This is a genomic window from Pseudomonas sp. LFS074, assembly GCF_047978165.1.
GTDB lineage: Bacteria > Pseudomonadota > Gammaproteobacteria > Pseudomonadales > Pseudomonadaceae > Aquipseudomonas > Aquipseudomonas putida_P.
Window position 1 is genome coordinate 3,895,608 of record NZ_JBFPFV010000001.1, and the last position, 26,039, is coordinate 3,921,646.

The 26,039-nt window shown below is 62.2% G+C and carries 30 protein-coding genes, 2 tRNA genes and 2 pseudogenes; 16 read left to right on the top strand and 18 right to left on the bottom strand.

From position 1 onward, the window contains the following. Position 1: 1 nt before the first annotated feature. On the top strand, positions 2-694 hold the full coding sequence (locus tag ACNQP3_RS17665; RefSeq protein WP_012273133.1) for an endonuclease: 693 nt from the start codon (positions 2-4) through the stop codon (positions 692-694). 3 nt (positions 695-697) lie between these two features. On the opposite strand, the gene ACNQP3_RS17670 is transcribed toward ACNQP3_RS17665, so the two are convergent. The 4 genes from ACNQP3_RS17670 to ACNQP3_RS17685 all read right to left on the bottom strand — a co-directional run bounded on the left by ACNQP3_RS17670 (position 698) and on the right by ACNQP3_RS17685 (position 2,242). Next, on the bottom strand, positions 698-1,123 hold the full coding sequence (locus ACNQP3_RS17670; protein ID WP_012273134.1) for a hypothetical protein: 426 nt from the start codon (positions 1,121-1,123) through the stop codon (positions 698-700). Between the two features lie 97 nt (positions 1,124-1,220). Then, on the bottom strand, positions 1,221-1,790 hold the full coding sequence (locus ACNQP3_RS17675; RefSeq protein WP_003250559.1) for an SPOR domain-containing protein: 570 nt from the start codon (positions 1,788-1,790) through the stop codon (positions 1,221-1,223). 131 nt (positions 1,791-1,921) lie between these two features. Further along, positions 1,922-1,998: transfer RNA gene (locus tag ACNQP3_RS17680), tRNA-Val, on the bottom strand. A gap of 167 nt (positions 1,999-2,165) precedes the next feature. Next, a tRNA-Val gene (locus tag ACNQP3_RS17685) sits at positions 2,166-2,242 on the bottom strand. Between the two features lie 202 nt (positions 2,243-2,444). Here ACNQP3_RS17685 and ACNQP3_RS17690 point away from each other — a divergent pair. After that, positions 2,445-3,728: an NAD(P)/FAD-dependent oxidoreductase gene (locus tag ACNQP3_RS17690; protein ID WP_012273135.1), complete on the top strand. Its 1,284-nt coding sequence runs from the start codon at positions 2,445-2,447 to the stop codon at positions 3,726-3,728. 117 nt (positions 3,729-3,845) lie between these two features. Here ACNQP3_RS17690 and ACNQP3_RS17695 read toward each other — a convergent pair whose 3' ends face one another. Then, positions 3,846-4,580 (bottom strand): peptidase C39 family protein, encoded by a 735-nt coding sequence (locus ACNQP3_RS17695; RefSeq protein ID WP_060492733.1) that lies wholly within the window; start codon positions 4,578-4,580, stop codon positions 3,846-3,848. A 166-nt stretch (positions 4,581-4,746) separates the two neighbouring features. On the opposite strand from ACNQP3_RS17695, the gene ACNQP3_RS17700 reads away from it, so the two are divergent. Beyond that, positions 4,747-4,926, top strand: a complete 180-nt coding sequence (locus tag ACNQP3_RS17700) for a hypothetical protein (RefSeq protein WP_012273137.1) — start codon at positions 4,747-4,749, stop codon at positions 4,924-4,926. Between the two features lie 69 nt (positions 4,927-4,995). Here the strand turns inward: ACNQP3_RS17700 and ACNQP3_RS17705 are convergent, their stop codons facing one another. Next, positions 4,996-5,748 (bottom strand): TerC family protein, encoded by a 753-nt coding sequence (locus ACNQP3_RS17705; RefSeq protein ID WP_060492734.1) that lies wholly within the window; start codon positions 5,746-5,748, stop codon positions 4,996-4,998. Between the two features lie 28 nt (positions 5,749-5,776). Then, positions 5,777-6,016, bottom strand: coding sequence for a hypothetical protein (locus tag ACNQP3_RS17710; protein WP_012273139.1), 240 nt, complete (start codon positions 6,014-6,016; stop codon positions 5,777-5,779). A 130-nt stretch (positions 6,017-6,146) separates the two neighbouring features. Here ACNQP3_RS17710 and nhaR point away from each other — a divergent pair. From nhaR to ACNQP3_RS17735, 5 genes and pseudogenes are all read left to right on the top strand, one after another. After that, positions 6,147-6,908, top strand: a pseudogene (nhaR, locus tag ACNQP3_RS17715) (transcriptional activator NhaR); the annotation flags it as partial. Then, positions 6,907-7,512 (top strand): acyl-homoserine-lactone synthase, encoded by a 606-nt coding sequence (gene rhlI, locus ACNQP3_RS17720; protein ID WP_003138177.1) that lies wholly within the window; start codon positions 6,907-6,909, stop codon positions 7,510-7,512. The pseudogene nhaR and the gene rhlI, both read left to right, overlap by 2 nt. A 2-nt stretch (positions 7,513-7,514) precedes the next feature. After that, positions 7,515-7,646: pseudogene (locus tag ACNQP3_RS17725) on the top strand (LysR family transcriptional regulator); the annotation flags it as partial. 71 nt (positions 7,647-7,717) lie between these two features. Then, positions 7,718-8,929, top strand: a complete 1,212-nt coding sequence (gene sstT / locus ACNQP3_RS17730; protein WP_060492735.1) for a serine/threonine transporter SstT — start codon at positions 7,718-7,720, stop codon at positions 8,927-8,929. An 88-nt stretch (positions 8,930-9,017) separates the two neighbouring features. Then, positions 9,018-9,665, top strand: a complete 648-nt coding sequence (locus ACNQP3_RS17735; protein WP_060492736.1) for a YceH family protein — start codon at positions 9,018-9,020, stop codon at positions 9,663-9,665. Between the two features lie 4 nt (positions 9,666-9,669). Here ACNQP3_RS17735 and ACNQP3_RS17740 read toward each other — a convergent pair whose 3' ends face one another. From ACNQP3_RS17740 to ACNQP3_RS17775, 8 genes are all read right to left on the bottom strand, one after another. Next, a complete protein-coding gene (locus tag ACNQP3_RS17740) occupies positions 9,670-9,858 on the bottom strand; it encodes a hypothetical protein (protein WP_041166543.1) in 189 nt (62 codons plus the stop codon). A gap of 167 nt (positions 9,859-10,025) precedes the next feature. Beyond that, entirely contained in the window at positions 10,026-11,588 is a 1,563-nt protein-coding gene (ahpF, locus tag ACNQP3_RS17745) for an alkyl hydroperoxide reductase subunit F (RefSeq protein ID WP_012273144.1), read from the bottom strand. Between the two features lie 124 nt (positions 11,589-11,712). Beyond that, entirely contained in the window at positions 11,713-12,276 is a 564-nt protein-coding gene (gene ahpC, locus ACNQP3_RS17750; protein ID WP_003250537.1) for an alkyl hydroperoxide reductase subunit C, read from the bottom strand. Positions 12,277-12,507: 231 nt separating this feature from the next. Next, a complete protein-coding gene (gorA, locus tag ACNQP3_RS17755) occupies positions 12,508-13,863 on the bottom strand; it encodes a glutathione-disulfide reductase (protein WP_060492737.1) in 1,356 nt (451 codons plus the stop codon). Between the two features lie 99 nt (positions 13,864-13,962). Beyond that, positions 13,963-14,802, bottom strand: coding sequence for a UTP--glucose-1-phosphate uridylyltransferase GalU (gene galU / locus ACNQP3_RS17760; RefSeq protein ID WP_012273146.1), 840 nt, complete (start codon positions 14,800-14,802; stop codon positions 13,963-13,965). A 229-nt stretch (positions 14,803-15,031) separates the two neighbouring features. Beyond that, positions 15,032-15,946: a c-type cytochrome gene (locus tag ACNQP3_RS17765; protein WP_012273147.1), complete on the bottom strand. Its 915-nt coding sequence runs from the start codon at positions 15,944-15,946 to the stop codon at positions 15,032-15,034. Next, complete coding sequence (locus ACNQP3_RS17770; RefSeq protein ID WP_060492738.1) at positions 15,943-16,593, bottom strand: c-type cytochrome; 651 nt, start codon at positions 16,591-16,593, stop codon at positions 15,943-15,945. Before ACNQP3_RS17770 ends, ACNQP3_RS17765 begins: the two co-directional genes overlap by 4 nt. Before the next feature lie 77 nt (positions 16,594-16,670). Beyond that, entirely contained in the window at positions 16,671-17,030 is a 360-nt protein-coding gene (locus tag ACNQP3_RS17775; RefSeq protein WP_060492762.1) for a hypothetical protein, read from the bottom strand. Between the two features lie 159 nt (positions 17,031-17,189). On the opposite strand from ACNQP3_RS17775, the gene ACNQP3_RS17780 reads away from it, so the two are divergent. The 8 genes from ACNQP3_RS17780 to csrA all read left to right on the top strand — a co-directional run bounded on the left by ACNQP3_RS17780 (position 17,190) and on the right by csrA (position 22,952). After that, a complete protein-coding gene (locus tag ACNQP3_RS17780; RefSeq protein WP_003250918.1) occupies positions 17,190-17,492 on the top strand; it encodes a DUF1883 domain-containing protein in 303 nt (100 codons plus the stop codon). 7 nt (positions 17,493-17,499) lie between these two features. Continuing rightward, positions 17,500-17,670, top strand: coding sequence for a hypothetical protein (locus ACNQP3_RS17785; RefSeq protein ID WP_012051910.1), 171 nt, complete (start codon positions 17,500-17,502; stop codon positions 17,668-17,670). Positions 17,671-17,721: 51 nt separating this feature from the next. After that, on the top strand, positions 17,722-18,807 hold the full coding sequence (locus tag ACNQP3_RS17790) for an NAD(P)H-dependent flavin oxidoreductase (protein ID WP_060492739.1): 1,086 nt from the start codon (positions 17,722-17,724) through the stop codon (positions 18,805-18,807). Positions 18,808-18,889: 82 nt separating this feature from the next. Continuing rightward, positions 18,890-19,648: a molybdate ABC transporter substrate-binding protein gene (gene modA / locus ACNQP3_RS17795; protein ID WP_012273151.1), complete on the top strand. Its 759-nt coding sequence runs from the start codon at positions 18,890-18,892 to the stop codon at positions 19,646-19,648. Next, a complete protein-coding gene (modB, locus tag ACNQP3_RS17800) occupies positions 19,648-20,328 on the top strand; it encodes a molybdate ABC transporter permease subunit (RefSeq protein ID WP_016487935.1) in 681 nt (226 codons plus the stop codon). The genes modA and modB overlap by 1 nt, the downstream gene beginning before the upstream one ends. A gap of 1 nt (position 20,329) precedes the next feature. Continuing rightward, positions 20,330-21,421 carry a molybdenum ABC transporter ATP-binding protein gene (gene modC, locus ACNQP3_RS17805; protein ID WP_264316294.1) on the top strand — a complete coding sequence of 364 codons (1,092 nt, stop codon included), beginning with the start codon at positions 20,330-20,332 and terminating at the stop codon, positions 21,419-21,421. Between the two features lie 57 nt (positions 21,422-21,478). Continuing rightward, positions 21,479-22,501 (top strand): DNA topoisomerase IB, encoded by a 1,023-nt coding sequence (locus tag ACNQP3_RS17810; RefSeq protein ID WP_012273154.1) that lies wholly within the window; start codon positions 21,479-21,481, stop codon positions 22,499-22,501. 253 nt (positions 22,502-22,754) lie between these two features. Then, a complete protein-coding gene (csrA, locus tag ACNQP3_RS17815) occupies positions 22,755-22,952 on the top strand; it encodes a carbon storage regulator CsrA (RefSeq protein ID WP_004375914.1) in 198 nt (65 codons plus the stop codon). A gap of 45 nt (positions 22,953-22,997) precedes the next feature. Here the strand turns inward: csrA and ACNQP3_RS17820 are convergent, their stop codons facing one another. From ACNQP3_RS17820 to ACNQP3_RS17830, 3 genes are read right to left on the bottom strand one after another with little or no spacing between them, the layout of a single operon-like run. Beyond that, the gene (locus tag ACNQP3_RS17820; protein ID WP_012273155.1) at positions 22,998-23,351 is read right to left on the bottom strand and encodes a response regulator; all 354 of its coding nucleotides are present in this window, start codon (positions 23,349-23,351) and stop codon (positions 22,998-23,000) included. Between the two features lie 11 nt (positions 23,352-23,362). Beyond that, the gene (locus tag ACNQP3_RS17825; protein ID WP_264316295.1) at positions 23,363-24,808 is read right to left on the bottom strand and encodes an ATPase domain-containing protein; all 1,446 of its coding nucleotides are present in this window, start codon (positions 24,806-24,808) and stop codon (positions 23,363-23,365) included. Positions 24,809-24,813: 5 nt separating this feature from the next. Beyond that, complete coding sequence (locus tag ACNQP3_RS17830; protein WP_264316296.1) at positions 24,814-25,974, bottom strand: two-component system sensor histidine kinase NtrB; 1,161 nt, start codon at positions 25,972-25,974, stop codon at positions 24,814-24,816. Positions 25,975-26,039 lie beyond the last annotated feature (65 nt).

Below are 26,039 nucleotides of genomic sequence, written 5' to 3' on the forward strand. Positions count from 1 at the left end.
CATGAGAGTTTCGCTTTTCGCTGCAACCTGCCTGCTGCTGACCGCCCCCTTTGTTCAAGCCGACGCCCCGCGTACCTTCCAGGAGGCCAAGAAGGTCGCCTGGAAGCTGTATGCGCCGCAATCGACCGAGTTTTATTGCGGCTGCAAATACAAGGGCAACAAGGTCGACCTGGCGTCCTGTGGCTATGCCCCGCGCAAGAATGCCCAGCGCGCCTCGCGCATCGAATGGGAGCACATCGTACCGGCATGGCAGATCGGCCATCAGCGCCAGTGCTGGCAGGCCGGCGGGCGCAAGCAGTGCGCGCAGCATGACGACGTGTACAAGCGCGCCGAAGCTGACCTGCACAACCTGGTGCCCAGCATCGGCGAGGTCAACGGCGACCGCAGCAATTTCAGTTTCGGCTGGCTGCCCGAACAACGCGGCCAGTACGGCCGTTGCCTGACCCAGGTCGACTTCAAGGCCAAGAAGGTGATGCCGCGCCCTTCGATCCGCGGCATGATCGCGCGCACCTACTTCTACATGAGCCAGCAGTACAACCTGCGGTTGTCCAGCCAGGACCGCCAGCTGTTCGAGGCCTGGAACAAGACCTACCCGCCGCAAGCCTGGGAGCAGCAACGCAACCAGCGAGTGGCCTGCGTGATGGGGCGGGGCAACGCGTTTGTCGGGCCGGTCAACCTCAAGGCCTGTGGCTGAGCCTCACACCAGCGCCTGCAAGTAGGCGCTGGCTTCCCGATAGCGGGCCAGCCGCGCCAGGTCAGCGGGGCTTGGGCAGGGAATGCGTGAGAGGTCACTGTTGTCGGCCAGGTCGGCCAGCTTGACGGTGCGCGCCAGCGGGTCATCGCCCAGGCGCACCACGAAGTCCTGGTAGGCCTCGCCCTCGCGGCGGCTTAGCGCCAGCAACGCGGCAAGGATTTTCAGCGCGAAGCCCTCGCGCGCCAGGTCGGACAGGGTCAGCGGGGTATCTTCGATCACATCGTGAAGCACCGCGACAATCCGTTGCTCGGGCGTGGCAACCCGCATCATCACGCGTAACGGGTGGAGGATATAAGCCGCCCCACCCTTGTCGTATTGCCCTTCATGCGCCCTGGCGGCCACGGCAATGGCCCGCTCCAGTGTAGACATGAGGCCCTCCCCGTCTGGCATCTCCCAACCCAAGCATAGCCAAACTTGTGTGAACAATGTCTAGTACAGGCCAGGCCGCCAACACTTCGGCATAGGCTTAGCGTGCTGCGCCGTGCTGAATGACCACCGAATCGGTACCCAGCTTGGCCATCACCTCGTCCCGGCGCGCCTGGGCCTCTTCGCGGGTCGGGAACGGCCCCATCAGCACCACCGGCTTGCCGTCGCGGTACTCCACCGAAGATGGGATGCCCTTCTCGATCAGCCGTGCGGTCATGTCGCTCAGCGCGCCCATGTTGGCGCCCTGCACCACTTCCACATCCCAACCCTGGGGCGCCGGCTGGTCGGCGAGCGCTTCGGCACGTCGCTGCAGGTCGGCACCGCCGCAAAGCTCGCGGATACGCAGGTTGTTGCCGGTGTCGTCGACGATGATGTCGTACTGGCCATCGCGCTTGATCGCCACATAGCTGCGATAGGCTTCGTATTGCCCGGCATCGTCCTTGCCGCGGACCTGGCCGCAAATGGTGCCCTGGGTGTCGATCCGTACGTTGCCGAACTTGGCAGTCTTGGGGTTGTGCAAGTGTTCGGCCACCTGCTTGTGCACGCCTTCGACCTCGTTCTCACAGCCCGCCAGGGCGAGCACTGCCATTACCACAGCCAGTTTGCGCACGCGTGTACCTCCAGATTCGAAGGGGCGGATTCTAGCATGGCGGGCCATACCCGAACCGCGACCAAACGTTACACGCTGCTTCGTGCGCAAATGAAAAAAGGGCGATCATTGCTGATCGCCCTTTTTCGATTTGGTAGGCACAATTGGACTCGAACCAACGACCCCCACCATGTCAAGGTGGTGCTCTAACCAACTGAGCTATGTGCCTGTCGTGTGGTGCGCATACTAGTGATCGAATGCGTACCTGTAAAGCTTTTTTTTGATAAAAATCAAAAACTTTCGGGGTTCGTGCACGAGGAGTCTATATGCGACTCGGGCCGGTCGCGAGCCCAATGAAAAAAGGGGTGACCCTTGCGGATCACCCCTTCTTCGATTTGGTAGGCACAATTGGACTCGAACCAACGACCCCCACCATGTCAAGGTGGTGCTCTAACCAACTGAGCTATGTGCCTGTCGTGTGGTGCGCATTCTACGCATTCCAAAAACCCTGTCAACACTTTTTTTCGCGCTAAGCTACTGAATCTTAAACTCTTTATATAAGGAGGGCCGACAAGCGCCCCGTAAAGGATTTTCACCAGACGACTAGCGGGTGTTTATTATTATTGATAGCATCGGTACATTCGTTAAAAATATAAAACACGAGGTTCCTGCAGCATGGCTAACACCCCCTACCCCCAGTCCTACTACGCCGCCTCGGCCAACCCGGTGCCGCCACGTCCGGCGCTGCAGGGTGAGGTGGAAACCGATGTATGCATCATCGGCGCCGGCTACACCGGCCTGTCCAGCGCCCTGTTCCTGCTCGAGAACGGCTTCAAGGTGAGCATCGTCGAAGCGGCCAAGGTCGGCTTCGGCGCGTCGGGCCGCAACGGCGGCCAGATCGTCAACAGCTATAGCCGCGACATCGACGTCATCGAACGCACCGTTGGCCCCAAGCAGGCGCAACTGCTGGGCCATATGGCCTTCGAAGGCGGCCGCATCATTCGTGAGCGCGTGGCCAAATACAACATCCAGTGCGACCTGAAAGACGGTGGCGTGTTCGCCGCCATCACCAGCAAGCAGATGGGCCACCTGGAGTCGCAAAAGCGCCTGTGGGAACGTTTTGGCCACAATCAGCTGGAGCTGATGGACCAGAAGCGCATCCGCGAAGTGGTTGCCTGTGACAGTTACGTCGGCGGCATGCTCGACATGAGCGGCGGCCACATCCACCCATTGAACCTGGCCTTGGGCGAAGCGGCTGCAGTCGAGTCGCTGGGTGGCATCATCTATGAACAAACCCCGGCGGTACGCATCGAACGTGGTGCCAACCCGGTCGTTCACACCCCGCAGGGCAAAGTCCGCGCCAAGTTCATCATCGTTGCCGGCAACGCCTACCTGGGCAACCTGGTGCCAGAGCTGGCCGCCAAGTCCATGCCATGCGGCACCCAGGTGATCACCACCGAGCCGCTGGGCGAAGAACTGGCACGCACCCTGCTGCCGCAGGACTACTGCGTCGAGGACTGCAACTACCTGCTCGACTACTACCGCCTGACCAGCGACAAGCGCCTGATCTTCGGCGGTGGCGTGGTGTACGGCGCGCGTGACCCGGCCAACATCGAGGCGATCATCCGTCCGAAGATGCTCAAGGCCTTCCCGCAGCTGAAGAACGTGAAGATCGATTACGCCTGGACCGGCAACTTCCTGCTGACCCTGTCGCGCCTGCCACAGGTTGGCCGTATCGGCGACAACATCTATTACTCGCAGGGTTGCTCGGGCCACGGCGTGACCTACACCCACCTGGCGGGCAAGGTACTGGCCGAAGCCCTGCGCGGCCAGGCGGAGCGTTTCGACGCCTTCGCCGGCCTGCCGCACTACCCATTCCCGGGTGGCCAGATGCTGCGCGTGCCGTTCAGCGCCATCGGTGCCTGGTACTACAGCCTGCGCGATCGTCTGGGCTTCTGATGTAAACAGGCCTGACCCTATCGCCGGCAAGCCTGCCCCCACAGGAACCGCACCATTTTCGAATGTGCAATTTCTGTGGGGGCAGGCTTGTCGGCGATAGGGCCGGTTCAGGCCATTTCATTTGTTCAGGCTATTCACCGCCTGTTTCGCTGCAACTTCCTGCCCCGCCTTGGCCAGCTCATCGGCAGCCATCAACCAGCGCTGGCGATCCACCTGGGCCGGCAATTGTCGCGGTGGCTGCACCAGCACCGCCCAGCTCCCCTGCTTCGCCCACGCCGAGGCAAACTCATCGAATGCCATCACCTGCCGCCGGTGCATGCCCGAGCGCAACAACACCCGCTGCTTGTAACGGTCATAACCGATCAGCACCGCATAACGCGGCTCACCCCACCAGGCCGAACCTTCCTCGTAACGCAGCAGCACTGGGTTGCCCGCCGCCACTTGGGTCAACAGCGCGTCCAGTTGTTTGTCCAGCGGGTATACCACCATGCCGTAGTCCCGCGCCACGCGGGGGATACCGGTATCCAGCGCTTCGGCGCCCTGGGGCAGGTTCAACGGTTTGTCCAGAAGCCCCGGTGTGATCGGAGCCCCCTGTTGCGACAGCACGGCCGCCAGTGCCATAGCCCCGCTGTGGTTGGCGTTGCCACGGTAGAACGGCACGCTGCTGATCTCCACTCGCTGAGGCAAGCCCTTGAGGTTGGCAGGCGGTGCGCTGGCACAACCGGCCAGGGTGGCAGCCATCAGACAGGCGGCCAGCAGCCGTCGGTAGGCGGTTTTGACGGAATGTTGCTCCATGGACACTCGCTTGTTCCAACGCCAGGCAGGCAGCGCCCGGCTCTGGCCACCGATCATAGGTCCGACAGCGGCGCGGGTATAGTCCGACAACGGCTTAGAGCGAATCGGCCCCAGAGATAGACCTTTGTTCGATGGAACGTCACAGGCGAAGGGCTAGACTAAAGCAGTGTCTGGAAGGCAAGCGCTGGCCAATCGAAGGCTTGCCGTAGAGATGGAGGCACAGATGAGCCTGACCATGGCAATTCTCATGCTGGTAGGCATGTGGCTAAGCGTTGCAGCCGCCATGCTGTGGGGTGTACTGCGCATTGTGCGGCGTCATGCACAACATCACCACCTGCCACCGCAGCCCCTGGCCAAGCCACAGCCAATAAGGCGGGCGCGGCGGCATGCCGGGGTGCACTGACCTCAAAATTTACTAAAGCCCATTCGCGGGCTTGCCGGCGAATGGGGCGCAATGCGCCCCGCTTTTATATCAACCTTCAGCTGCCTCACGCTTCAAACGCGCCCGACGCGCCAGGATGTTGAGGATCTCGATAGCCGTCGAGAACGCCATGGCGGCATACACATAACCCTTCGGTACATGAGCGCCAAACCCTTCGGCGATCAGCGTCATACCGATCATGATCAGGAAGCCCAGGGCCAGCATCACGACGGTCGGGTTGTCGTTGATGAAGTTGGCCAGCGGGTCGGCGGCCACCATCATTACGATCACCGCAGTGATCACGGCAATGATCATGATCGGCAGGTGCTCGGTCATACCCACGGCGGTGATGATGCTGTCGACCGAGAAGACGATGTCCAGCAGCAGGATCTGGAAGATTGCCGCAGCAAAGCCCAGGGTAACGGTCGAGCCAACCTTGGCTTCTTCCTTGGCACCGTGCGGGTCGACGCTTTCGTGAATCTCCTTGGTCGCCTTCCACAGCAGGAACAGGCCACCGGCAATCAGGATCACATCCTTCCACGAGAAGGCGTTGCCGAACACTTCGAACACCGGGTCGGTCAACTGGACGATCCAGGCCACCGTGCTGAGCAAGGCCAGGCGCATGACCAAGGCCATGCTGATGCCGATACGCCGTGCCTTGGAGCGGTACTCCACCGGCAGCTTGTTGGTCAGGATCGAGATGAAGATCAGGTTGTCGATACCCAGTACAACTTCCATGGCCACCAGCGTAGCCAGGGCAACCCAGGCGGTAGGGCTAGCGGCGAGTTCCAGCAAATATTCCATTGTTCAGATCCTGCAGCGGCGGTTGGGGTCAAATGTCCTGGGTTTGTTCTTTTTTCTCGGCATCCTTGGGCTTCTGCCCTTCGCTGCCGATGGCATCGCTCAACGCCTGCTGGGCAGCCTTGTTGGTATCGTCGATGGCCTGCTTGGCCGACTGCGCGGCCTGGTCGAGCATCTGCTGGGCAGATTTCTCGGCCTGGTCGCAACCTGCCAGGGTGAACAGGGCCAAGGCCAGCACCAACGGGGTGCCGATGGATTTGAGTTGCAGCATGGTGTCCTCGCTTGAAAATTCCGGCGGCGCATGGCGCCTGATGCCGTGCATTCTAGAGACGCCGATAGTTCAGTAAAATTCGTATTTTCATGACGTATACTTCGGTTTTTACGAATCGGGACGACCAACGGTGCTCAATTATCGCCAGCTGCATTACTTCTGGGCCGTGGCCAAGACTGGCAGCATCACCCGTGCCAGCCAACAGCTGAACCTCACACCGCAAACCATCAGCGGGCAGATCACCCTGTTCGAGCAAACCTACGGCCTGGAACTGTTCCAGCGCGCCGGACGCCAGCTTGAGCTGACCGAAACCGGCCGCCAGGCGCTGGTGTACGCCGAGCAGATGTTCCAGATCGGCGGCGAGCTGGAAGCCCTGCTGCGGGCCGGCCCCCAAGAGCAGATCCTGTTCCGCGTTGGGGTAGCCGACGTGGTCCCCAAATCCATCGTCTACCGCTTGCTGGCACCTACCATGGAACTGGACGAGGTGCTGCGCATCAACTGCCGCGAAGACAAACTTGAACGGCTGCTGGCAGACCTGGCCATCCAGCGCCTGGACCTTGTGATTTCCGACAGCCCCATGCCCAGCCACCTGGACATCAAAGGTTACAGCCAGAAGCTCGGCGAATGCGGGCTGAGCTTTTTCGCCACCCCTGCACTGGCGCAACGGCTGGACGGCCCTTTTCCGGCCTGCTTGCAGGATGCGCCGCTGCTTGTTCCAGGCCAGGAAACCGTGGTGCGCAGCCGCCTGCTGCGGTGGCTGGGCGAACAGCAGGTGCAGCCTCGGATCGTGGGGGAGTTCGATGACAGTGCCTTGATGCAGGCGTTCGGGCAGTCGGGTAGCGGCATTTTCGTTGCCCCCAGCGTTATCGCCGAAGAGGTGTGCCGCCAGTATGATCGAATTGCTCTCTGAATCGCTGGAAGGGCTTTCCGCCGCCATGATCGCCGAGCTGGGACGCTACCGGCATCAAGTCTTCATCGAGAAGCTGGGCTGGGACGTGGTCTCCACCTCCAGGGTCCGCGACCAGGAATTCGACCAGTTCGACCATCCGCAAACCCGCTACATCGTCGCCATGGGCCGCCAGGGCATCTGCGGTTGCGCCCGCCTGCTGCCGACGACCGACGCCTACCTGCTCAAGGACGTCTTCGCCTACCTGTGCAGCGAAACCCCGCCGAGCGATCCGTCGGTCTGGGAGCTTTCGCGCTACGCCGCCAGCGCGGCGGACGATCCGCAGCTGGCGATGAAGATATTCTGGTCCAGCCTGCAATGCGGCTGGTACCTGGGGGCCAGTTCGGTGGTGGCGGTGACCACCACGGCCATGGAGCGCTATTTCGTTCGCAACGGCGTGATCCTCCAGCGCCTCGGCCCGCCGCAGAAGGTCAAGGGCGAGACGCTGGTCGCGATCAGCTTCCCGGCCTACCAGGAGCGCGGCCTGGAGATGCTGTTGCGCTACCACCCGGAATGGCTGCAGGGTGTACCGCTGTCGATGGCGGTGTGAATGGCGTGCAGTTGATCGGCCAGACCGAAGCCGTACACGAGTCGTTCTATGCCATTTCGGTGGAGCGCAAGGTCAAGCACCCAGGGATCGTGGCGATTACCGAGGGGGCGCGGCGGGAGTTGTTTCATTGGTGAGGCGCTCGGAGCAGCCCTACAAGCCGCTATGGTAAAGTCCGCCCTTTCCAGATTCCGAGATACCGCTGCACATGACCCCCCTCCTCCGTTTCCTCAACCGCACCAGCCTGGTCACGCAGATCGTCATCGGTTTGCTCGCCGGCATCGCCCTTGCGCTGCTGGCACCTGCCATCGCCCGCGACCTGGCTTTCCTCGGCAAGGTATTCGTCAGCGCCCTGAAAGCGGTTGCGCCCGTGCTGGTGTTCATCCTGGTCATGGCTTCGATCGCCAACCATCGTCACGGCCAGGAAACCCACATTCGCCCGATCCTCTGGTTGTACCTGCTGGGCACCTTTGCCGCAGCGGTGGTGGCCGTGGTCGCCAGCATGCTGTTCCCGTCGCACCTGGTGCTGAGCACGGGCGAGGCCACGCTGAGCGCACCAGGCGGCATTACCGAGGTGATGCAGAACCTGGTGCTGAGCGCGGTCGACAACCCGGTCAATGCCCTGCTCAACGCCAACTTCATCGGCATACTCACCTGGGCCATCGGCCTGGGCGTGGCCCTGCGTCATGCCGGCGAAACCACCCGTACCGTAGTAGACGACCTGTCCAATGGCGTGACCTTGATCGTGCGCATGGTCATCCGTTTCGCCCCGCTGGGCATCTTTGGGCTGGTCAGCTCCACCCTGGCCCAGTCAGGCCTGAACGCGCTGCTCGGCTACCTGCACCTGCTGGCGGTACTGATCGGCTGCATGCTGTTCGTGGCGCTGGTGATGAACCCACTCATCGTGTTCTGGAAGATCCGCCGCAACCCTTACCCACTGACGCTGCTGTGCCTGCGCGAAAGCGGCATTACCGCATTCTTCACCCGCAGCTCGGCCGCCAACATTCCGGTCAACCTGGCATTGTCGGAACGCCTTGGCCTGCATGAAGACACCTATTCGGTGTCGATCCCGCTGGGCGCGACCATCAACATGGCCGGTGCGGCGATCACCATTACCGTACTGACCCTGGCCGCCGTGCATACCTTGGGCATCCCGGTGGACCTGCCAACTGCCGTGCTGCTCAGCGTGGTGGCGGCGGTGTGCGCCTGCGGTGCCTCGGGCGTGGCTGGGGGCTCGCTGCTACTGATTCCACTGGCATGCAGCCTGTTTGGCATCCCCAGCGAAATTGCCATGCAGGTGGTGGCGGTAGGCTTCATTATCGGCGTGCTGCAGGATTCGGCCGAAACGGCGCTGAATTCTTCGACCGATGTGCTGTTCACTGCGGCGGCCTGCCTGGCCGAAGAGCGGCGCAACCCTTGAGATTGCCGGGGCCGCTGTGCGGCCCCAATTGCCTTACACGGTGGCATTACCTACCCTAGTGGCCTTTCCCCAGTAATGAGACAGGGCCATGTCAGAACACGAAACCGCCGGTGTTGGCCGCTTCAACAGCGTTGAGATCCGCATTCTCGGTTCGCTGATCGAAAAGCAGGCCACCAGCCCGGAAAGCTACCCGCTGACCCTCAATGCCCTGGTCCTGGCCTGCAACCAGAAGACCAGCCGCGAACCTGTGATGAACCTCACCCAAGGCCAGGTTGGCCAAGCCCTGCGTGCGCTTGAAGGGCAGGACCTGACCCGCTTGCAGATGGGCAGCCGTGCCGACCGCTGGGAACAGCGGGTAGACAAGGCACTGGAGCTGGTGCCCGCACAGCTGGTACTGATGGGCCTGATGTTCCTGCGCGGCCCGCAAACGCTCAACGAACTGCTGACCCGCAGCAACCGCCTGCACGACTTCGACGACACCGAGCAGATTCAGCATCAGCTGGAGCGCCTGATCTCGCGGGACCTGGCCTTGCACCTGCCGCGTCAGGCCGGCCAGCGTGAGGACCGCTACACCCACGCCTTGGGCGACCCGGCGGAAATCGAGGCGATCCTCGCTGCACGCCAGCAGGAAGGTGGCGCACGCAGCAGTGGCGCCAGTGTGTCGGAAGAACGCATCGAAGCCCTCGAAGCACGCATTGCAGCGCTGGAAGCACGGCTGGCCGAGCTGGAAGGCTGAGCCTTCACGGCTCGGGGTCGGGGAAGTTGCGGCAGCTCTTGCGCTCGGCCAGCTCCCGGTCACTGGGGCGCTGGTCGACGAACACGGTGCGCCCGTCGGCGTAGATTTCCAGGTAGCCCCAGTGCAGGTCCTGCTCTTTCTGCCCGGGCTTGGGGGGGACTAGCCACCAGGGTTCGCGGCTGATCAGGGTCATGTTCAAGCTCCTGAGGGTGTCTGCACTAATCATAGACACCCTCAGTTTCTGCTTTGCTTGTGCCGGCCCTTTCGCGGCTAAAGCCGCTCCCACAGGGACCGCACAGCATTCAAAATCTGTGCAGTACCTGTGGGAGCGGCTTTAGCCGCGAAAGGGCCGGTACAGGCTTACGCCGGCGCCGAAGTGCGAATCAGGTGGTCGAAGGCCGCCAGCGAAGCCTTGGCCCCCTCACCCACCGCAATCACGATCTGCTTGTACGGCACGGTCGTCACGTCACCCGCTGCAAACACACCCGGGATACTGGTCTGGCCCTTGGCGTCGACGATGATCTCGCCACGCGGCGACAGCTCGACGGTGCCTTTGAGCCAGTCGGTGTTGGGCAACAGTCCGATCTGCACGAAGATACCTTCCAGCGCCACGTCATGCTGTTCATCGGTGGTGCGGTCCTTGTAGCGCAAGCCAGTCACTTTCTCGCCATTGCCCAGCACCTCGGTGGTGAGTGCGCTGGTAATGACTTTCACGTTCGGCAAACTGTGCAACTTGCGCTGCAAAACCGCGTCGGCACGCAGTTGGCTGTCGAACTCGATCAGCGTCACCTGGGCGACGATACCGGCCAGGTCGATGGCCGCCTCCACGCCCGAGTTGCCGCCGCCGATCACCGCTACGCGCTTGCCCTTGAACAGGGGGCCATCACAGTGCGGGCAGTAGGCCACGCCACGGCCACGGTATTCCTGCTCACCTGGCACGTTCATTTCGCGCCAGCGGGCGCCGGTGGCCAAGATCACGGTCTTGGCTTTAAGCGAGGCGCCGCCTGCCAGGCGTACTTCGTGCAAGCCACCCTCGCTGGCCGGAATCAACGCTTCGCCGCGCTGCAGGTTCATGATGTCGACATCGTACTGCTTGACGTGCTCTTCCAGCGCCGTGGCCAGCTTAGGCCCTTCGGTTTCCTGCACCGAGATGAAGTTCTCGATGGCCAGGGTGTCGAGCACCTGGCCGCCGAAGCGCTCGGCTGCAACGCCAGTGCGGATGCCTTTACGCGCAGCATAGATGGCAGCAGCGGCGCCAGCGGGGCCACCGCCGACCACCAGCACGTCGAAGGCGTCCTTGGCGTTGATCTTCTCGGCCTGGCGGGCGCCGGCGCTGGTGTCGATCTTGCCAAGGATTTCTTCCAGGCCCATGCGGCCCTGGCCAAACACTTCACCGTTCAGGTAGATGCTCGGCACCGCCATGATCTTGCGCGCTTCCACTTCTTCCTGGAACAGCGCACCGTCGATGGCCACATGGCGCACGTTGGGGTTGAGCACCGCCATCAGGTTCAACGCCTGGACCACGTCCGGGCAGTTCTGGCACGACAGCGAGAAGTAGGTTTCGAAGGTGAATTCGCCTTCCAGGGCCTGGATCTGCTCGATCACTTCAGCACTGGCCTTGGATGGGTGGCCGCCGACTTGCAGCAGCGCCAGCACCAGCGAGGTGAACTCGTGGCCCATGGGGATGCCGGCGAAGCGCAGGCTGATGCTGTCACCCGGGCGGTTCAGCGAGAACGACGGGCGACGGGCATCGGTACCGTCCGCGCTGAATGTAATGAGGTTCGACAGGCCGGCAATTTCCACCAGCAAGTCATGCAATTCGCGGGACTTCGCGCCGTCGTCGAGGGAGGCAACGATCTCGATCGGCTGGGTGACCCGCTCCAGGTAGGTTTTCAGTTGCGATTTAAGCGTGGCGTCCAACATACGGGCGATTCCTTTTTCAAAACTCGGATACAAAAACGCCCAGGCGAGGTCGCCCGGGCGTTTGACGGGGCGGTAACAACTTCAGCTTTGGCGGCTGACTACCGCCCGCGACTGGCTCACAGTCTTAGATCTTGCCGACCAGGTCCAGGGACGGCGCCAGGGTGGCTTCGCCTTCTTTCCACTTGGCCGGGCACACTTCGCCTGGGTGAGCGGCAACGTACTGGGCAGCCTTCACTTTACGCAGCAGTTCGGCAGCATCGCGGCCTACACCACCGTCGTTCAGTTCGACGATTTTGATCTGGCCTTCCGGGTTGATCACGAAGGTACCGCGATCGGCCAGGCCGGCTTCTTCGATCAGCACGTCGAAGTTGCGCGAGATGACGTGAGTCGGGTCACCGATCAGCGGGTACTCGATCTTGCCGATGGTGTCCGAAGTGTCGTGCCAGGCTTTGTGGGTGAAGTGGGTGTCGGTGGACACGCCGTAGATTTCCACGCCCAGCTTCTGGAACTCTGCGTAGTTGTCGGCAAGGTCACCCAGCTCGGTCGGGCAAACGAAGGTGAAGTCGGCCGGGTAGAAGAACACGACAGACCACTTGCCTTTCAGGTCGGCTTCGCTGACCTGAACGAACTCGCCTTTGTGGTAGGCGGTGGCGTTGAACGGTTTGACCTGGCTGTTGATGATTGGCATGAGAGACGCTCCTTCATGGGGTTGGAATCAGTTGATGGATAGAATCCTAACTAATCATCCCGCTGAAGGCTCATTGGCAAAGCTCATGCTTGCGATTGGTTTTGGCTATAACCGGGGTTAATTAATAGAAGGGAATGGGCTGAGCAAAGGATTGCGGACCGGCGCGCCGTGACACGGATCGGCACACCCCTGCAGGAGCAGCCTTGTGCTGCTCCTGCAGGCTACGCGTTATCAGCGGGTGACCGTACGCATGGTCACGAACTCTTCGGCCGCCGTCGGGTGCACGCCGATGGTTTCGTCGAACTGCTGCTTGGTCGCACCGGCTTTCAGCGCAATACCCAGGCCCTGGATGATTTCACCGGCATCAGGGCCAACCATGTGACACCCCAGCACCTTGTCGGTCTCGGCATCGACCACCAGCTTCATCAGGGTCTTTTCCTGAATGTCGGTCAGGGTCAGCTTCATGGCGCGGAAGCGGCTTTCGAACACCTGCACCTTGTGCCCGGCCGCCAGCGCCTGCTCCTCGGTCAAGCCTACGGTGCCGATCGGCGGCTGGCTGAACACCGCAGTAGGGATGTTCTGGTAGTCCACCGGGCGGTATTGCTCTGGTTTGAACAGGCGCCGCGCCACGGCCATGCCTTCGGCCAGGGCCACTGGCGTCAACTGCACACGCCCGATGACGTCGCCAATGGCAAGGATTGACGGCGCGGTGGTCTGGAACTGCTCATCAACCCGAATGTAGCCGCGCGCATCCAGTTCGACGCCGGTGTTTTCCAGGCCCAGGTTGTCCAGCATCGGGCGCCGGCCAGTGGCATAGAATACGCAATCGGCAACCAGCTCTCGGCCATCCTTGAGGGTGGCCTTGAGGCTGCCATCTTCAAGTTTGTCGATACGCTGAATGTCGGCATTGAACTGCAGGTCGAGGCCGCGCTTTTCCAACTCTTCCTTCAAGTGGGTGCGCACCGAGCCATCGAAGCCGCGCAGGAACAAGTCACCACGGTACAGCAGCGTGGTGTTAGCCCCCAGGCCCTGGAAGATGCCAGCGAACTCGACGGCGATGTAGCCACCGCCCACCACCAGCACCCGGCGAGGCAGGTCTTTGAGGTAGAAGGCTTCATTGGAGGTGATGGCCAGTTCCTTGCCGGGGATATCCGGCACCTGTGGCCAGCCACCGGTAGCGATGAGGATGTGTTCGGCGCTGTAGCGCTGACCGTCCACTTCCACTTCATTGGCACCGGTCAGGCGTGCGTGGCCCTGCAGCAGGGTCACCCCGCTGTTGACCAGCAGGTTGCGGTAGATGCCATTGAGGCGTTCGATTTCCCGGTTCTTGTTGGCAATCAGGGTGCCCCAGTCGAAATGCCCTTCTTCCAAGGTCCAGCCGAAACCTGCGGCCTGCTCCAGTTCGTCGGCAACGTGCGCGCCATACACCAGCAGCTTTTTCGGAACACAGCCGACATTGACACAGGTACCGCCCAGGTAGCGGCTTTCAGCCACTGCCACTTTTGCACCGAAGCCCGCGGCAAAGCGCGCCGCGCGCACGCCGCCGGACCCGGCGCCAATCACGAACAGATCAAAATCGTAGGCCATGTATTCAGTCTCCTAGGCAGGCGCCCAGCATAACGCCGTTGGCCGCCACAAACAAAAAAGCCACCCCGAAGGGTGGCTTTCCAATACCAACAGGGCTTATCAGTAAGCCTTGCCAGCCTTGTAGAAGTTCTCGAAGCAGAAGTTGGTCGCCTCGATGTAGCCTTCGGCACCACCGCAGTCGAAACGCTTGCCCTTGAACTTGTAGGCGATCACGTTACCTTCGGCCGCTTGCTTCATCAGCGCGTCGGTGATCTGGATCTCGCCACCCTTGCCCGGTTCGGTCTGCTCAATCTTCTCGAAAATGTCCGGGGTCAGGATGTAACGGCCGATGATGGCCAGGTTCGAAGGGGCATCTTCAGGCTTCGGTTTCTCGACCATGGAGTCGACACGGAAGATGCCGTCCTTGATCTCTTCACCGGCGATGACGCCGTACTTGTTGGTTTCCTGCGGATCGACTTCCTGGATGGCAACGATCGAGCAACGGTACTTCTTGTAAAGCGCAACCATCTGCGCCAGCACGCCGTCACCTTCAAGGTTGACGCACAGGTCATCCGCCAGCACCACGGCGAAAGGCTCGTCACCGATCAACGGGCGGCCGGTGAGGATAGCGTGGCCCAGGCCTTTCATTTCGGTCTGGCGGGTGTAGGAGAACGAGCACTCATCGAGCAGACGACGGATGCCAACCAGGTATTTTTCCTTGTCGGTGCCCTTGATCTGGTTTTCCAGCTCGTAGCTGATGTCGAAGTGGTCTTCCAGGGCGCGCTTGCCGCGACCGGTCACGATGGAGATCTCGTTCAGACCAGCATCCAATGCTTCTTCAACGCCATACTGGATCAGTGGCTTGTTGACCACCGGCAGCATTTCCTTGGGCATGGCTTTGGTAGCAGGCAGGAAGCGAGTGCCGTAGCCGGCTGCCGGGAACAAGCATTTCTTGATCATAAACGTCCTTACAAAAGGCTAGGCCTGTGGAATTCGGCGCAGTCTAATCAGGCGGCAGTCACCTTACAATGCCCCCCGATAGCGACCGATGCCATCATAGAGATATCCCAGTGTAGATAGTTCCGGGGGATCGTGAATATTACGGTCATTCATGACAGGCGGATGACAGCAAAATAATGGTGCCTATACCGCCTCTTCACGGGTTCACCCGCGAAGAGGCAGTGCCCCATCAACTTCCAGTGCCCTGCCCCACCAGCACCCCATCAACCTTCTGCCCATACAGGTTCACGCCATCATTGGCATGAAACTTCACCCGCGTTTTCTCGATGGAACCCTCTACCAGGCGAGGGTCCTGTGGCCGTTCATGGCGGTTGATCCACGCCGCCACGTCCCAGGCTTGCTGGTCGCTGAGGCTGCCGGGCTTGCCCAGCGGCATGTTGTACTTGATGAACGACGCCGCCGTGTTGATGCGGTGCATGCCGGCGCCCCAGTTGTAGGAGTCCTTGCCCCACAGCGGCGGCATCACATACTCGCCCGCAACCTGCTGCCCTTCACCGTTGTCACCATGGCAAATGGCGCACTGCTCACGGTAAACCTGCTGGCCACGCTTGAAGTCATAACCACCCTGTGGCTGCGCCACCTCGGGGTATCCGCGCCCGGCGAGTTCCACGCCGGTCGGCGCCTTGGTCGACAGCCAGTAGGCGTACACCGCCAGCGCCGTCATTTGCGGGCTGTCGGCGGCCGGCGGCTTGCCGTTCATGCTGAACTGGAAGCAGCCCTGGATACGCTCGGCGTAGGTATTCACCTTGTCGTTCTTCTTGCGGTAAGCCGGGTACATCGGGTACGCGCCCCACATCGGTGCTGAATGCGCCAGCCGCCCTTGGTCGAGGTGGCAGTTGCTGCAGTTCATGCCATTGCCCACGGCCTCGGGCATCAGCCGGCGGGTGTCGACGAACAAGGCATGGCCTTCGCGCACCATCTTGCCAAAGGCATTGTCGGGCAAATCGCTTTCATCGGGGGGTACGAACTGCGGCGCAGCCTGCACGCCGGGCACTTTCAACTGCGACTGGTCTTCCATGGCAATCGGCGCGGCCTGGGCACTGCCCACGGCCAGCAGCAACATGGCTGGAATCAACGGCTTCATGGCGTGACCTCCTGGCTGGCGGGGTGGGCGAAGAACTCGGCAACAGCCTTGATCTCGTCATCGGTCATGGCCTTGGCCACACCGACCATCAGTTGGTTGGGGTCATTGCTGCGGCTGCCGTCACGCCAGGCATTGAGCTGCGCTATCAGGTAACTGGCGGGCTGGCCGGCCAAGGGCGGGAAGTGTTCACCGACCCCGCCGCCACCCGGCCCATGGCATTGCACGCAGCCGGGAATCTGCCGGCTCCAGTCGCCGTACAGGGCCACGCGGGTGGTAGGGTCATTGGCAATTTGCTGGCGGCGCAGGTCGCCAGTGGGGGCTGCCGGCAGGCCGGCCAGGTAGCTGCTGACTGCCTCGATTTCATCTTCGCTCAGGGCTTTGGCCAGCGGCTCCATCACCGGCTGCTTGCGGCTGCCGTTGCGCCAGTCATGCAACTGTTTGCTGAGGTAACCGGCTGGAAGCCCAGCCAAGCGTGGGAAGCCGGCAGCGGCAATGCCCTTGCCGTCCGGGCCATGGCAACCGAGGCAGGCCATGGCGGCGGGGTTGGCCCCGCCCTGGGAGAAGACCTTCTGGCCATCGACGGCATGCGCCTTGGGCAAGGCCAGGATCAGCAGGCTGCCGATCACGACGCGTCTCAACGGTGTCATCACGAAGCTCCTTTTCTTTTGTTATATGTTTAGGCTCAAAACATATAAGTAAAGCAAGGAACAGCCGTTGCCTCAGATCAACTTCCGGAGATGCATTGGGTTGCAGCAGTGCGCACATCACCCAGGCGCAGCGGGAAATTGTTCAGCCGCTCATGCAGTTTGATGCTGCTACCGCTGCCGCGCTTGTCGATATCCACCAGCGCCGCCGGGCCTGCCCCCGAGGTGAGCTTCTGCGGCACGATCAGCCGCAGGCCGTCACCACGCTGCTCTTCAGTCAGCGGGCCACGCGTATCGGCCAGCTTCTGCTTGACGCAATCGGCATAGGCGCGCGGGCTCTTGCCAGAGATCACATCCAGCGTTTCACGCGATTGCTCCAGCTCGGTAACGCTCACGCAGCCACCGAGCGTCACCGTCAACGCCGCCACCATCCACTTCATTTGCAGCACCTCTGCCATCAAGAATTCGCTTCGACCACTGCCAGGCGGTTTTGCTCCCTGCTTTGGCAGAATTATCTGCGCCTGGCGAACAGCGCGGCAGTGTAACGGTACATCGTGGTATCTTTTGCCTTTGCAGATCCAAACCTTGCGGAGCATCACATGAAATTCGTACACCAGCGCGAGCACCTCAACGAGGACGACATCGTCGTCATCGAGTGCTCTCAGCGCTGCAATATCCGCCTGATGAACGACGCCAACTTCCGCAGCTTCAAGAACGGCGGCCGTCATACTTACCACGGCGGCCATTTCGAGAAGTTCCCGGCGAAGATCACCGTGCCCAGCACCGGCTTCTGGAACATCACCATCGATACCGTGACCACACGCCCGATCTCGGTCACTCGCAAGCCAACCCTGACCCACAAGATCAAGATCATCCGTCGTTCGTCGTCGAAACTCAGATAAGGCCACCATGACCCAGACCATCAAGTACGTCATCAAATACAAGCTCGACGGCCAGCGTCGTTGGGACTTCGCGCTGATGCCCGATGCCTCGCAGGAACAAGCCCTTGAGGCCCTGCGCAAGATCCACGGTGAAGACGCCGAGAAAATCAGCGACATCCAGGTCAGCAAAGCCCTGTAAAAACCGCCACAAGCCCCCGCCGCGCCGCTCGCCCCACGCAAGGAGAATCGCATGAGCCACTGGCCCGACCGCCGTATCCTCGACCTGCTGGGCATCGAGTTGCCCATTCTGCAGGCGCCCATGGCGGGGGCGACCGGCTCACCCATGGCCATTGCCGTGGGCCTGGCAGGTGGGCTGGGCGCCCTGCCCTGCGCCATGCTCAGCGGCGAGCAAGTGCGCGCCGAAATCGCCGCGTTCCGCGCTGGCTGCCCGGGGCGCCCACTTAACCTGAACTTCTTTTGCCACCAGCCGCCAGCGCCCGATGCCGAGCACGATGCGCGTTGGAAGCAGGCCCTTGAACCTTATTACAACGAAGTGGGTGCCGATTTCGCGGCGCCCACGCCGGTGTCCAACCGTGCGCCTTTCGACGAGCAAAGCTGCCAGCTGGTCGAAGCCTTGCGCCCGGAGGTGGTGAGCTTCCACTTCGGCCTACCCCAGGCCGAACTGCTGCAGCGGGTAAAAGCCAGCGGTGCCAAGGTGCTCTCCAGTGCCACTACGGTGGAAGAGGCCATCTGGCTGGAACACAACGGTTGCGACGCGATCATCGCCATGGGGTATGAAGCCGGTGGCCATCGCGGCATGTTCCTGAGTGACGACATCACCAGCCAGATCGGTACGTTCGCCCTGGTACCCCAGATTGCCGATGCGGTCGGCGTCCCGGTGATTGCCGCGGGTGGCATCGGCGACCACCGTGGGCTGGTGGCGGCGCTGGCCCTGGGTGCCTCGGCAGTGCAGATCGGCACGGCTTACCTGTTTTGCCCCGAGGCCAAGGTTTCGCCAGCGCATCGCCGGGCGCTGGACAGCGCGTCTGCCAGCGACACGGCGCTGACCAACCTGTTCACCGGCCGCCCCGCGCGGGGTATCAACAACCGCATCATGCGCGAGCTGGGGCCGATGAGCGCGCTGGCGCCACGCTTCCCGCTGGCGGGTGGGGCATTGATGCCTTTGCGGGCGATCACCGATCCGCTGGGCAATAGTGACTTCAGCAATCTGTGGTCGGGGCAGGCGTTGCGGCTGGGACGGCACATGCCGGCAGGTGAGCTGACCCAGGAAATTGCCGAAAAGGCACTGGCCGTGGTTGGGCACCAGGCTTTTTGAAAGGCAGGTCTGGCCTCTTCCCGGCAAATGGCTTATCGCTATATAGTTCAGGACATAACGATAACCCCAAGGAGCTGTCTTCATGCGTATCCGCCCGTCCCACCTGGCCTTCACTGCCCTGGCCAGCCTGTTCGCCTTCAACACTGCCTGGGCCGACGAAGTCCAGGTCGCGGTCGCAGCCAACTTCACAGCCCCCATCCAGGCCATCGCCAAAGACTTCGAGAAAGACACCGGACACAAACTGGTCGCTGCCTACGGTGCCACCGGGCAGTTCTACGCCCAGATCAAGAACGGCGCACCCTTCGAAGTGTTCCTCGCCGCCGACGACAGCACCCCGAAGAAGCTTGAAGAAGAGAAGGAAATCGTCCCCGGCTCGCGCTTTACCTACGCCATCGGCACCTTGGCCCTGTGGTCTGCGAAGGAAGGCTACGTGGATGCCAAGGGTGAAGTGTTGAAAAAGAACGCATACAAACACCTGTCCATCGCCAACCCGAAAGCGGCACCTTACGGCCTGGCCGCCACTCAGGTACTGGACAAGCTGAAGCTCACCGAAGCCACCAAAGGCAAGATTGTCGAAGGCCAGAACATCACCCAGGCCTTCCAGTTTGTTTCCACCGGCAACGCCGAGCTGGGCTTCGTCGCCCTGTCGCAGATCTACAAGGACGGCAAGGTGACCAATGGCTCGGCCTGGATCGTGCCGTCCAACCTGCACGACCCGATCCGCCAGGACGCCGTCATCCTCAACAAAGGCAAGGACAATGCGGCCGCCAAAGCACTGGTCGAATACCTCAAAGGCCCGAAAGCCGCAGCGGTGATCAAGTCCTACGGTTATGAACTCTGATGCCACTGGATGCCAGTGACCTAGGTGCCATCTGGCTGACCGTGAAACTGGCCAGCCTGACCACCCTGATCCTGCTGGTTATCGGCACACCCATCGCCTGGTGGCTGGCGCGCACGCGCTCATGGCTGCGCGGGCCGGTGGGGGCGGTGGTGGCATTGCCCCTGGTGCTGCCACCAACGGTGATCGGTTTCTACCTGCTGATCGCCCTCGGCCCACACGGCTGGCTCGGCCAGGCTACCCAGGCGCTGGGCCTGGGTAGCGTGGTGTTCAGCTTCACGGGCCTGGTGATCGGCTCGACGGTGTATTCCATGCCGTTCGTGGTGCAGCCGCTGCAAAATGCCTTTGGCGCGATCGGCCAGCGGCCGCTGGAAGTCGCCGCGACGCTGCGCGCCAGCCCATGGGACACCTTCGTTCATGTGGTACTGCCGCTGGCCCGCCCCGGCTTCGTCACTGCCAGCATCCTCGGCTTCGCCCATACCGTGGGCGAGTTTGGCGTGGTGCTGATGATCGGTGGCAACATCCCCGACAAGACCCGCGTGGTCTCGGTGCAAATCTTCGATCACGTCGAAGCCATGGAGTATTCGCAAGCCCACTGGCTGGCCGGTGCCATGCTGGTGTTCTCTTTCCTGGTGCTGCTCCTGCTGTACGCCGGACGCCGCGGCAAAGCTGGCTGGAGCTGAAATGACCGCATCGATTGTGGCGCGCCTGAAACTGGCGCGCGACGACTTTACCCTGGACGTCGACCTGCACCTACCTGGGCGCGGTATCAGCGCGCTGTTTGGCCACTCCGGCTCTGGCAAGACCAGCTGCCTGCGCTGTCTGGCGGGGTTGGAACGCGCTGCTAGCGCGTACATCGAAGTCAACGGCGAAGTCTGGGAAGACAGCACCCGTGGCTACTTCCAGCCCCCCCACTTGCGCCCAGTGGGCTATGTGTTCCAGGAGGCCAGCCTGTTTGCGCACCTGTCGGTGCGCGGCAACCTGGAGTTCGGCTGGCGCCGGGTAGCCGCCGCTGAGCGCAAGGTCAGCCTCGACCAGGCGTGCCAGCTGCTAGGTATCGGGCACTTGCTGGAACGCCGCCCGGCAACCCTGTCGGGCGGCGAGGCGCAGCGCGTGGGTATTGCTCGCGCCCTGCTCAGCAGCCCAAGGCTGCTGTTGATGGACGAGCCGCTGGCGGCCCTCGACGGGCCGCGCAAGCGCGAGATCCTGCCGTACCTGGAGCGCCTGCACGACGAACTGGACATCCCCCTGGTGTATGTCAGCCATGCCCAGGATGAAGTAGCGCGACTGGCCGACCACCTGGTGTTGCTGGAGCAAGGCCAGGCAGTCGCCAGCGGCCCGATTGGCCAAACCCTGGCGCGCCTCGACCTGTCGCTGGCCCAGGGCGAGGATGCCGGCGTGGTGTTCGAAGGCATGGTCGTGGGGCATGACCCGCACTACGACCTGCTCGACTTGCGCCTGCCCGGCAGCAGCGGGCCGCTGCTGCGCATTGCTCACCCGGCGCATGTGATGGGCAGCACGCTGCGGGTCAAGGTACAGGCCCGGGACGTCAGCCTGGCGCTGACGGCCGACAGCACATCGAGCATCCTCAACCGCCTGCCAGTATGTGTGCGCGAGAGCCGCCCGGCGGCCAACCCGGCGCATGTACTGGTCAGCCTGGATGCCGGTGGCAATGCCTTGCTTGCACGTATCACCCGCTTCTCGGCAGACCAGCTCGGCTTGCACACGGGCCAGGTACTGTTCGCCCAGATCAAGTCGGTGGCCCTTTTGGGCTGAGCATCCTTCGCACGGCTGTTGTCCACTGATCAGTGACTTGATCGAGGCCAGCCCCTGATGCTCGACTGCCCCCTGCCACGCACCCTGCACTACGTTGACGACAGCCAGCCAGGCATGACCCGGCGACGCTGGCGCGACCGTTTCATCTACCTGGATGCCGACGGCCAGCGGGTGCGCGACAGCGACACCTTGGCGCGCATCGCCGCGCTGGTGATTCCCCCGGCCTACACCGATGTATGGATCTGCGCCGACCCGCAGGGCCACCTGCAGGCCACCGGTCGCGATGCCCGTGGCCGCAAGCAGTACCGCTATCACGCGCAGTGGCGCGAACTGCGTGACCAACACAAGTATGGGCGCATGCTGGCCTTTGCCCAGGCACTACCAAAGCTGCGCGCGCAACTGGAAGCCCACCTGGCGCGGCCAGGGCTGGACCGGGAAAAGGTCATGGCATTGGTGGTGAGCCTGCTGGACCACACCCTGATCCGCATTGGTAACCAGCGTTACCTGCGCGACAACCAGTCTTATGGCCTGACGACCCTGCGTAACCGCCATGTGCAGGTCAAAGGCAGCACCATTCGCTTTCAATTTCGCGGCAAGCGTGGCGTCGAACACAACGTCACCCTCAACGACCGACGCCTGGCCAGCCTGCTCAAACGCTGCATGGAGCTGCCTGGCCAGACACTGTTTCAATACCTGGACGAAGACGGCCAGCGCCACAGCGTAGGCTCCAGCGAGGTCAACCAGTTCCTGCAGCAGTTGACCGGCGCAGACTTCACCGCCAAGGACTACCGCACCTGGGCCGGCAGCAGCCTGGCGTTGGACCTGCTCAAACCCCTGGCCTGGGAACCGGAGAGTGAAGCCAAACGCCAGGTCGCCGCGATAGTCCGCCAGGTCGCCACGCGCCTGGGCAATACGCCGGCAGTGTGCAGACGCTGCTACATCCATCCGGCAGTGCTGGAGCACTATGCCCAGGGACGTCTGGCCCAATTGCCCAAGAGCCGCGTGCGCAAAGGCCTGGACCCCGAGGAAGTGGCCTTGCTGCTGTTTCTTCAGGTACTCGAGGAACAGGACGGCGATTAAGAGTGTCTATTCAGCCCATGATGCGAAGAAATTTCCCATTAGCCGCCAAGCCCCCTATTCTTGCCATCGAGCACCTTGGCCGACAAACCGTTGACGGTTTGCGTCGGCACCTGCAACTGAAGACACGCAACAGAATTTGTCTGTCGGGGAATTACTATCCGCCGAAAGCGTCTTTAATGAGAAGGAAGAGGGACAAGCTCCCGCCGTTGCGGCAACTAGCCCTGCGGACTTTTACATCACCAAGGAGAACTACATGCTGATACTCACCCGTAAGGTTGGCGAAAGCATCGTCATCAACGATGACATCAAAGTCACCATTCTGGGCGTCAAAGGGATGCAGGTGAGGATCGGTATCGATGCACCTAAAGATGTCCAGGTCCATCGCGAAGAAATCTTCAAGCGCATCCAGGCCGGCAGCCCAGCCCCGGAGAAGCACGACGACTCGCACTGAGCCCAAACTCCTCGAGGGGTGCATGGAAGCGCTCGACCGCCAGCCTCAGGTGCCCAGCAACTGACGCACTTTGGCGATCATCTCATCCATGTCGAATGGTTTGTCGAATATGGCGGCGAACAGGGCCGGGCATCCTTGGCTGGCCTGCGCGCCGCTCATGAGAATGACCGGCAACTCGCTTAACGCCGGGTCCTCGCGCATCGCACGCACCAGCTCCTCACCATTGAGCAGCGGCATCATGTAATCGGTGATGACCAGTTGCACGCGCTTTTCCTTCAGCGCCTCCAGCGCCTTGCAGCCATTACTGGCCTTTTCCACCAGGTAACCTTCGTCCTCCAGGGCAAAGCCGAGGATATCGGCGATCAGGTACTCGTCATCGACGATCAGGATCGTGTTCATCGGCCCGTCCGTCACCCACTCCCCTGCGGCGTCGGCGTTCCCGAGAGCACACCACAGGCGCCTTCGAACGCCTTGCGCAAGGTAATGCCCTGCGGCCCGATCAGCAGTTCGTGCAAGGCAGGGTCATGGTGGCTGTCACGCACCTTGAGGATCGACAGCATGCGCCGCAGTTGCGAGTCCAGCTCGACAAAGCGCAACAGCATCAGGTTGTCGACGATGCTCGACAGATCCGGCGCGGGGGCGCTGATTTCCGAGCCGAAGATGTCGCGCATTTCCCAGGTGAGCATCACGCTGACATCGCGCGCGCGCAGCTCACCGGCCAGCGCGCGGAAAAACGCATTGAGCCGCGTCGGGTCGATGGCCAGGCGGCTGAATGCGCCAAGGCTGTCGATCAGCACCCTCTTGCTGCCCTGCGCTGCAACACGCTCGAGCAGCCGCGCGCCGACCTGGTCCAGCAAGCCCTCGGTGGTTGGCTGCCAGCACAGCTGCAAGCTACCGCCCTGCTCCATCGCGGCAAAATCGTAACCCAGCGACGCTGCCTTGCTACGCAGGCGTTCAGGCGTTTCGTAGAAACCAAAATGCAACCCTGGCGCCTGCGGGGTGCTGGCCCCTAGAAAGGCCAGGCCCAATGACGTCTTGCCAATACCCGAAGGCCCGATCAACAGGCTAACCGAGCCCGTGGCCAGGCCGCCGCCGAGCATTTCATCGAAGGTTGGCACACCGCTGCTGATGCGCGCCAATGTGCCGCTGCCCAGATGGCTGGGGTGGCTGAACAACGCTTCCAGGCGTGGGTAGACGTGCATGCCTGCTTCATCGATACGGCATTCGTGACGCCCCGAAAGTGCCGCACTGCCGCGCGTCTTGCGCAGCTGCACATGGCGCACGGCGCGGCTGCCCACCAGCTGCTCACCCAGCTCGATCACGCCATCGACCATGGTGTGCTCCGGGCTGCCCTCGTCCAGCCGGGCACTGGTCAGCAGCAGTACCGTGCAGCCGGCGAAGGCCGCATGGCCCTGCAATTCAGAGACGAACTTTTTGGTGTCCAGCGCCGTTTCCGCACGCACCCGGGCATTGAGCACGCCGTCGACGATCAGCAGGCTTGCCTGTTGCCGAGCGATTTCCTGGCGCAGCAGCCGCACCACGGCGTCCAGCCCATCCTGCTCAAGGGTGTCGAAAGCGCTGACGAATTGGATCTGGTCGCCGACCAACGCCGGGTCGAAGAAGTCCAGGGTGGACAGGTACTGAAACAAGCGCTCATGCGACTCACTCAACAAGGTGGCCACCAGCACCCGACCACCGCCCCGCACATGGCCGCAGGCCAGCTGGTTGGCGAGGATGGTCTTGCCCGCTCCCGGCGGCCCCTGGATGATGTAGGAAGCACCGGCCACCAGGCCGCCCTTGAGCAACGCGTCGAGCCCATCGATCCCCGTTACCAGCCGCCTGAGTGCCTGTGCCATGTTGTCTACCTGTCGAGTGGGCTATCCGTCTGCTCCTGATACATTGGCAAGTACAGTTGCATGCAAGTTCCCCGGCCAGGCTCGCTGTCGACACAAATGGCGCCGCCACTCTGCCGGGCGAAGCCATACACCTGGCTAAGCCCCAGGCCCGTGCCCTTGCCAAACGGCTTGGTGGTGAAAAATGGCTCGAAGATACGTGGCAATACCTCGGCGGGTATGCCTTCACCGCTGTCTTCCACCTTGAAACGCACAAAGTTGCCATGCAACGCTTCAACCTCGCCGGCCAGCTCGACCACATCGACCGTCAGGCCGATCCGGCCCTGACCGGCGATGGCATCACGGGCATTGAACAACAAGTTGAGCAAGACCATTTGCAGTTGCCCGGCATCCACCTCGATCAACGGCAGGTCCGGTTGCAGCAGCACGTTCAGCTCGATCGAGCTGGGTAGTGCATGCTCAAGCAAACCACGGGTAGCGGTCACCAGGTCTGCCGGGGCAACACTGGCCACATCAAGCTTGCGGTGGCGGGCAAAGCTGAGCAGTTGCTGGGTCAGCTCAGTGCCGCGTTGACCGGCATCGAGGATGTGCTGCAGCATGCGCTGGGCGCGTAGCGGGTCCTGGGTGGCCAGCGCCAGACGGGCCGAGCTGATGATGATGGTGAGCATGTTGTTGAAGTCGTGCGCCAGGCCACCGGTCAACTGGCCGAGGGCTTCAAGCTTCTGCGCCTGGAACAGCTGGGCGCGCACCGCGTCCAGCTGCAACGCCGACTCTCGGCGATCGGTTATGTCGCGGGTCACCTTGGCCAGGCCGACGATCTGGCCATTGTCATCGCGGATCACATCCAGCGCAGCCAACGCCCAGAACTGCGTACCGTCCTTGCGCACCCGCCAGCCTTCGTCCTGCGCCACGCCCTGCTCCAGCGCCTGGCGCAGCAGGCGCTCGGGGCGGCCATCAGCACAATCCTGCGGGGTGAAAAACAACGAGAAATGCTTGCCGATCACTTCATCGGAACGGTAGCCCTTGATTCGTTGCGCGCCGGCATTCCACGACACCACATGGCCGGAGGGGTCGAGCATGTAGATGGCGTAGTCCACCACCGACTGAACCAACTGTTCATAGCGGTGGGCAGGCATGACGGGGTGGTCGAGGCAATCAGCTGAAACCATGCAAACTCCACTGGCACAGCAGGGGGACAGGATGAGCGTAGCCCAGCGTACCCATCAATGAGCAG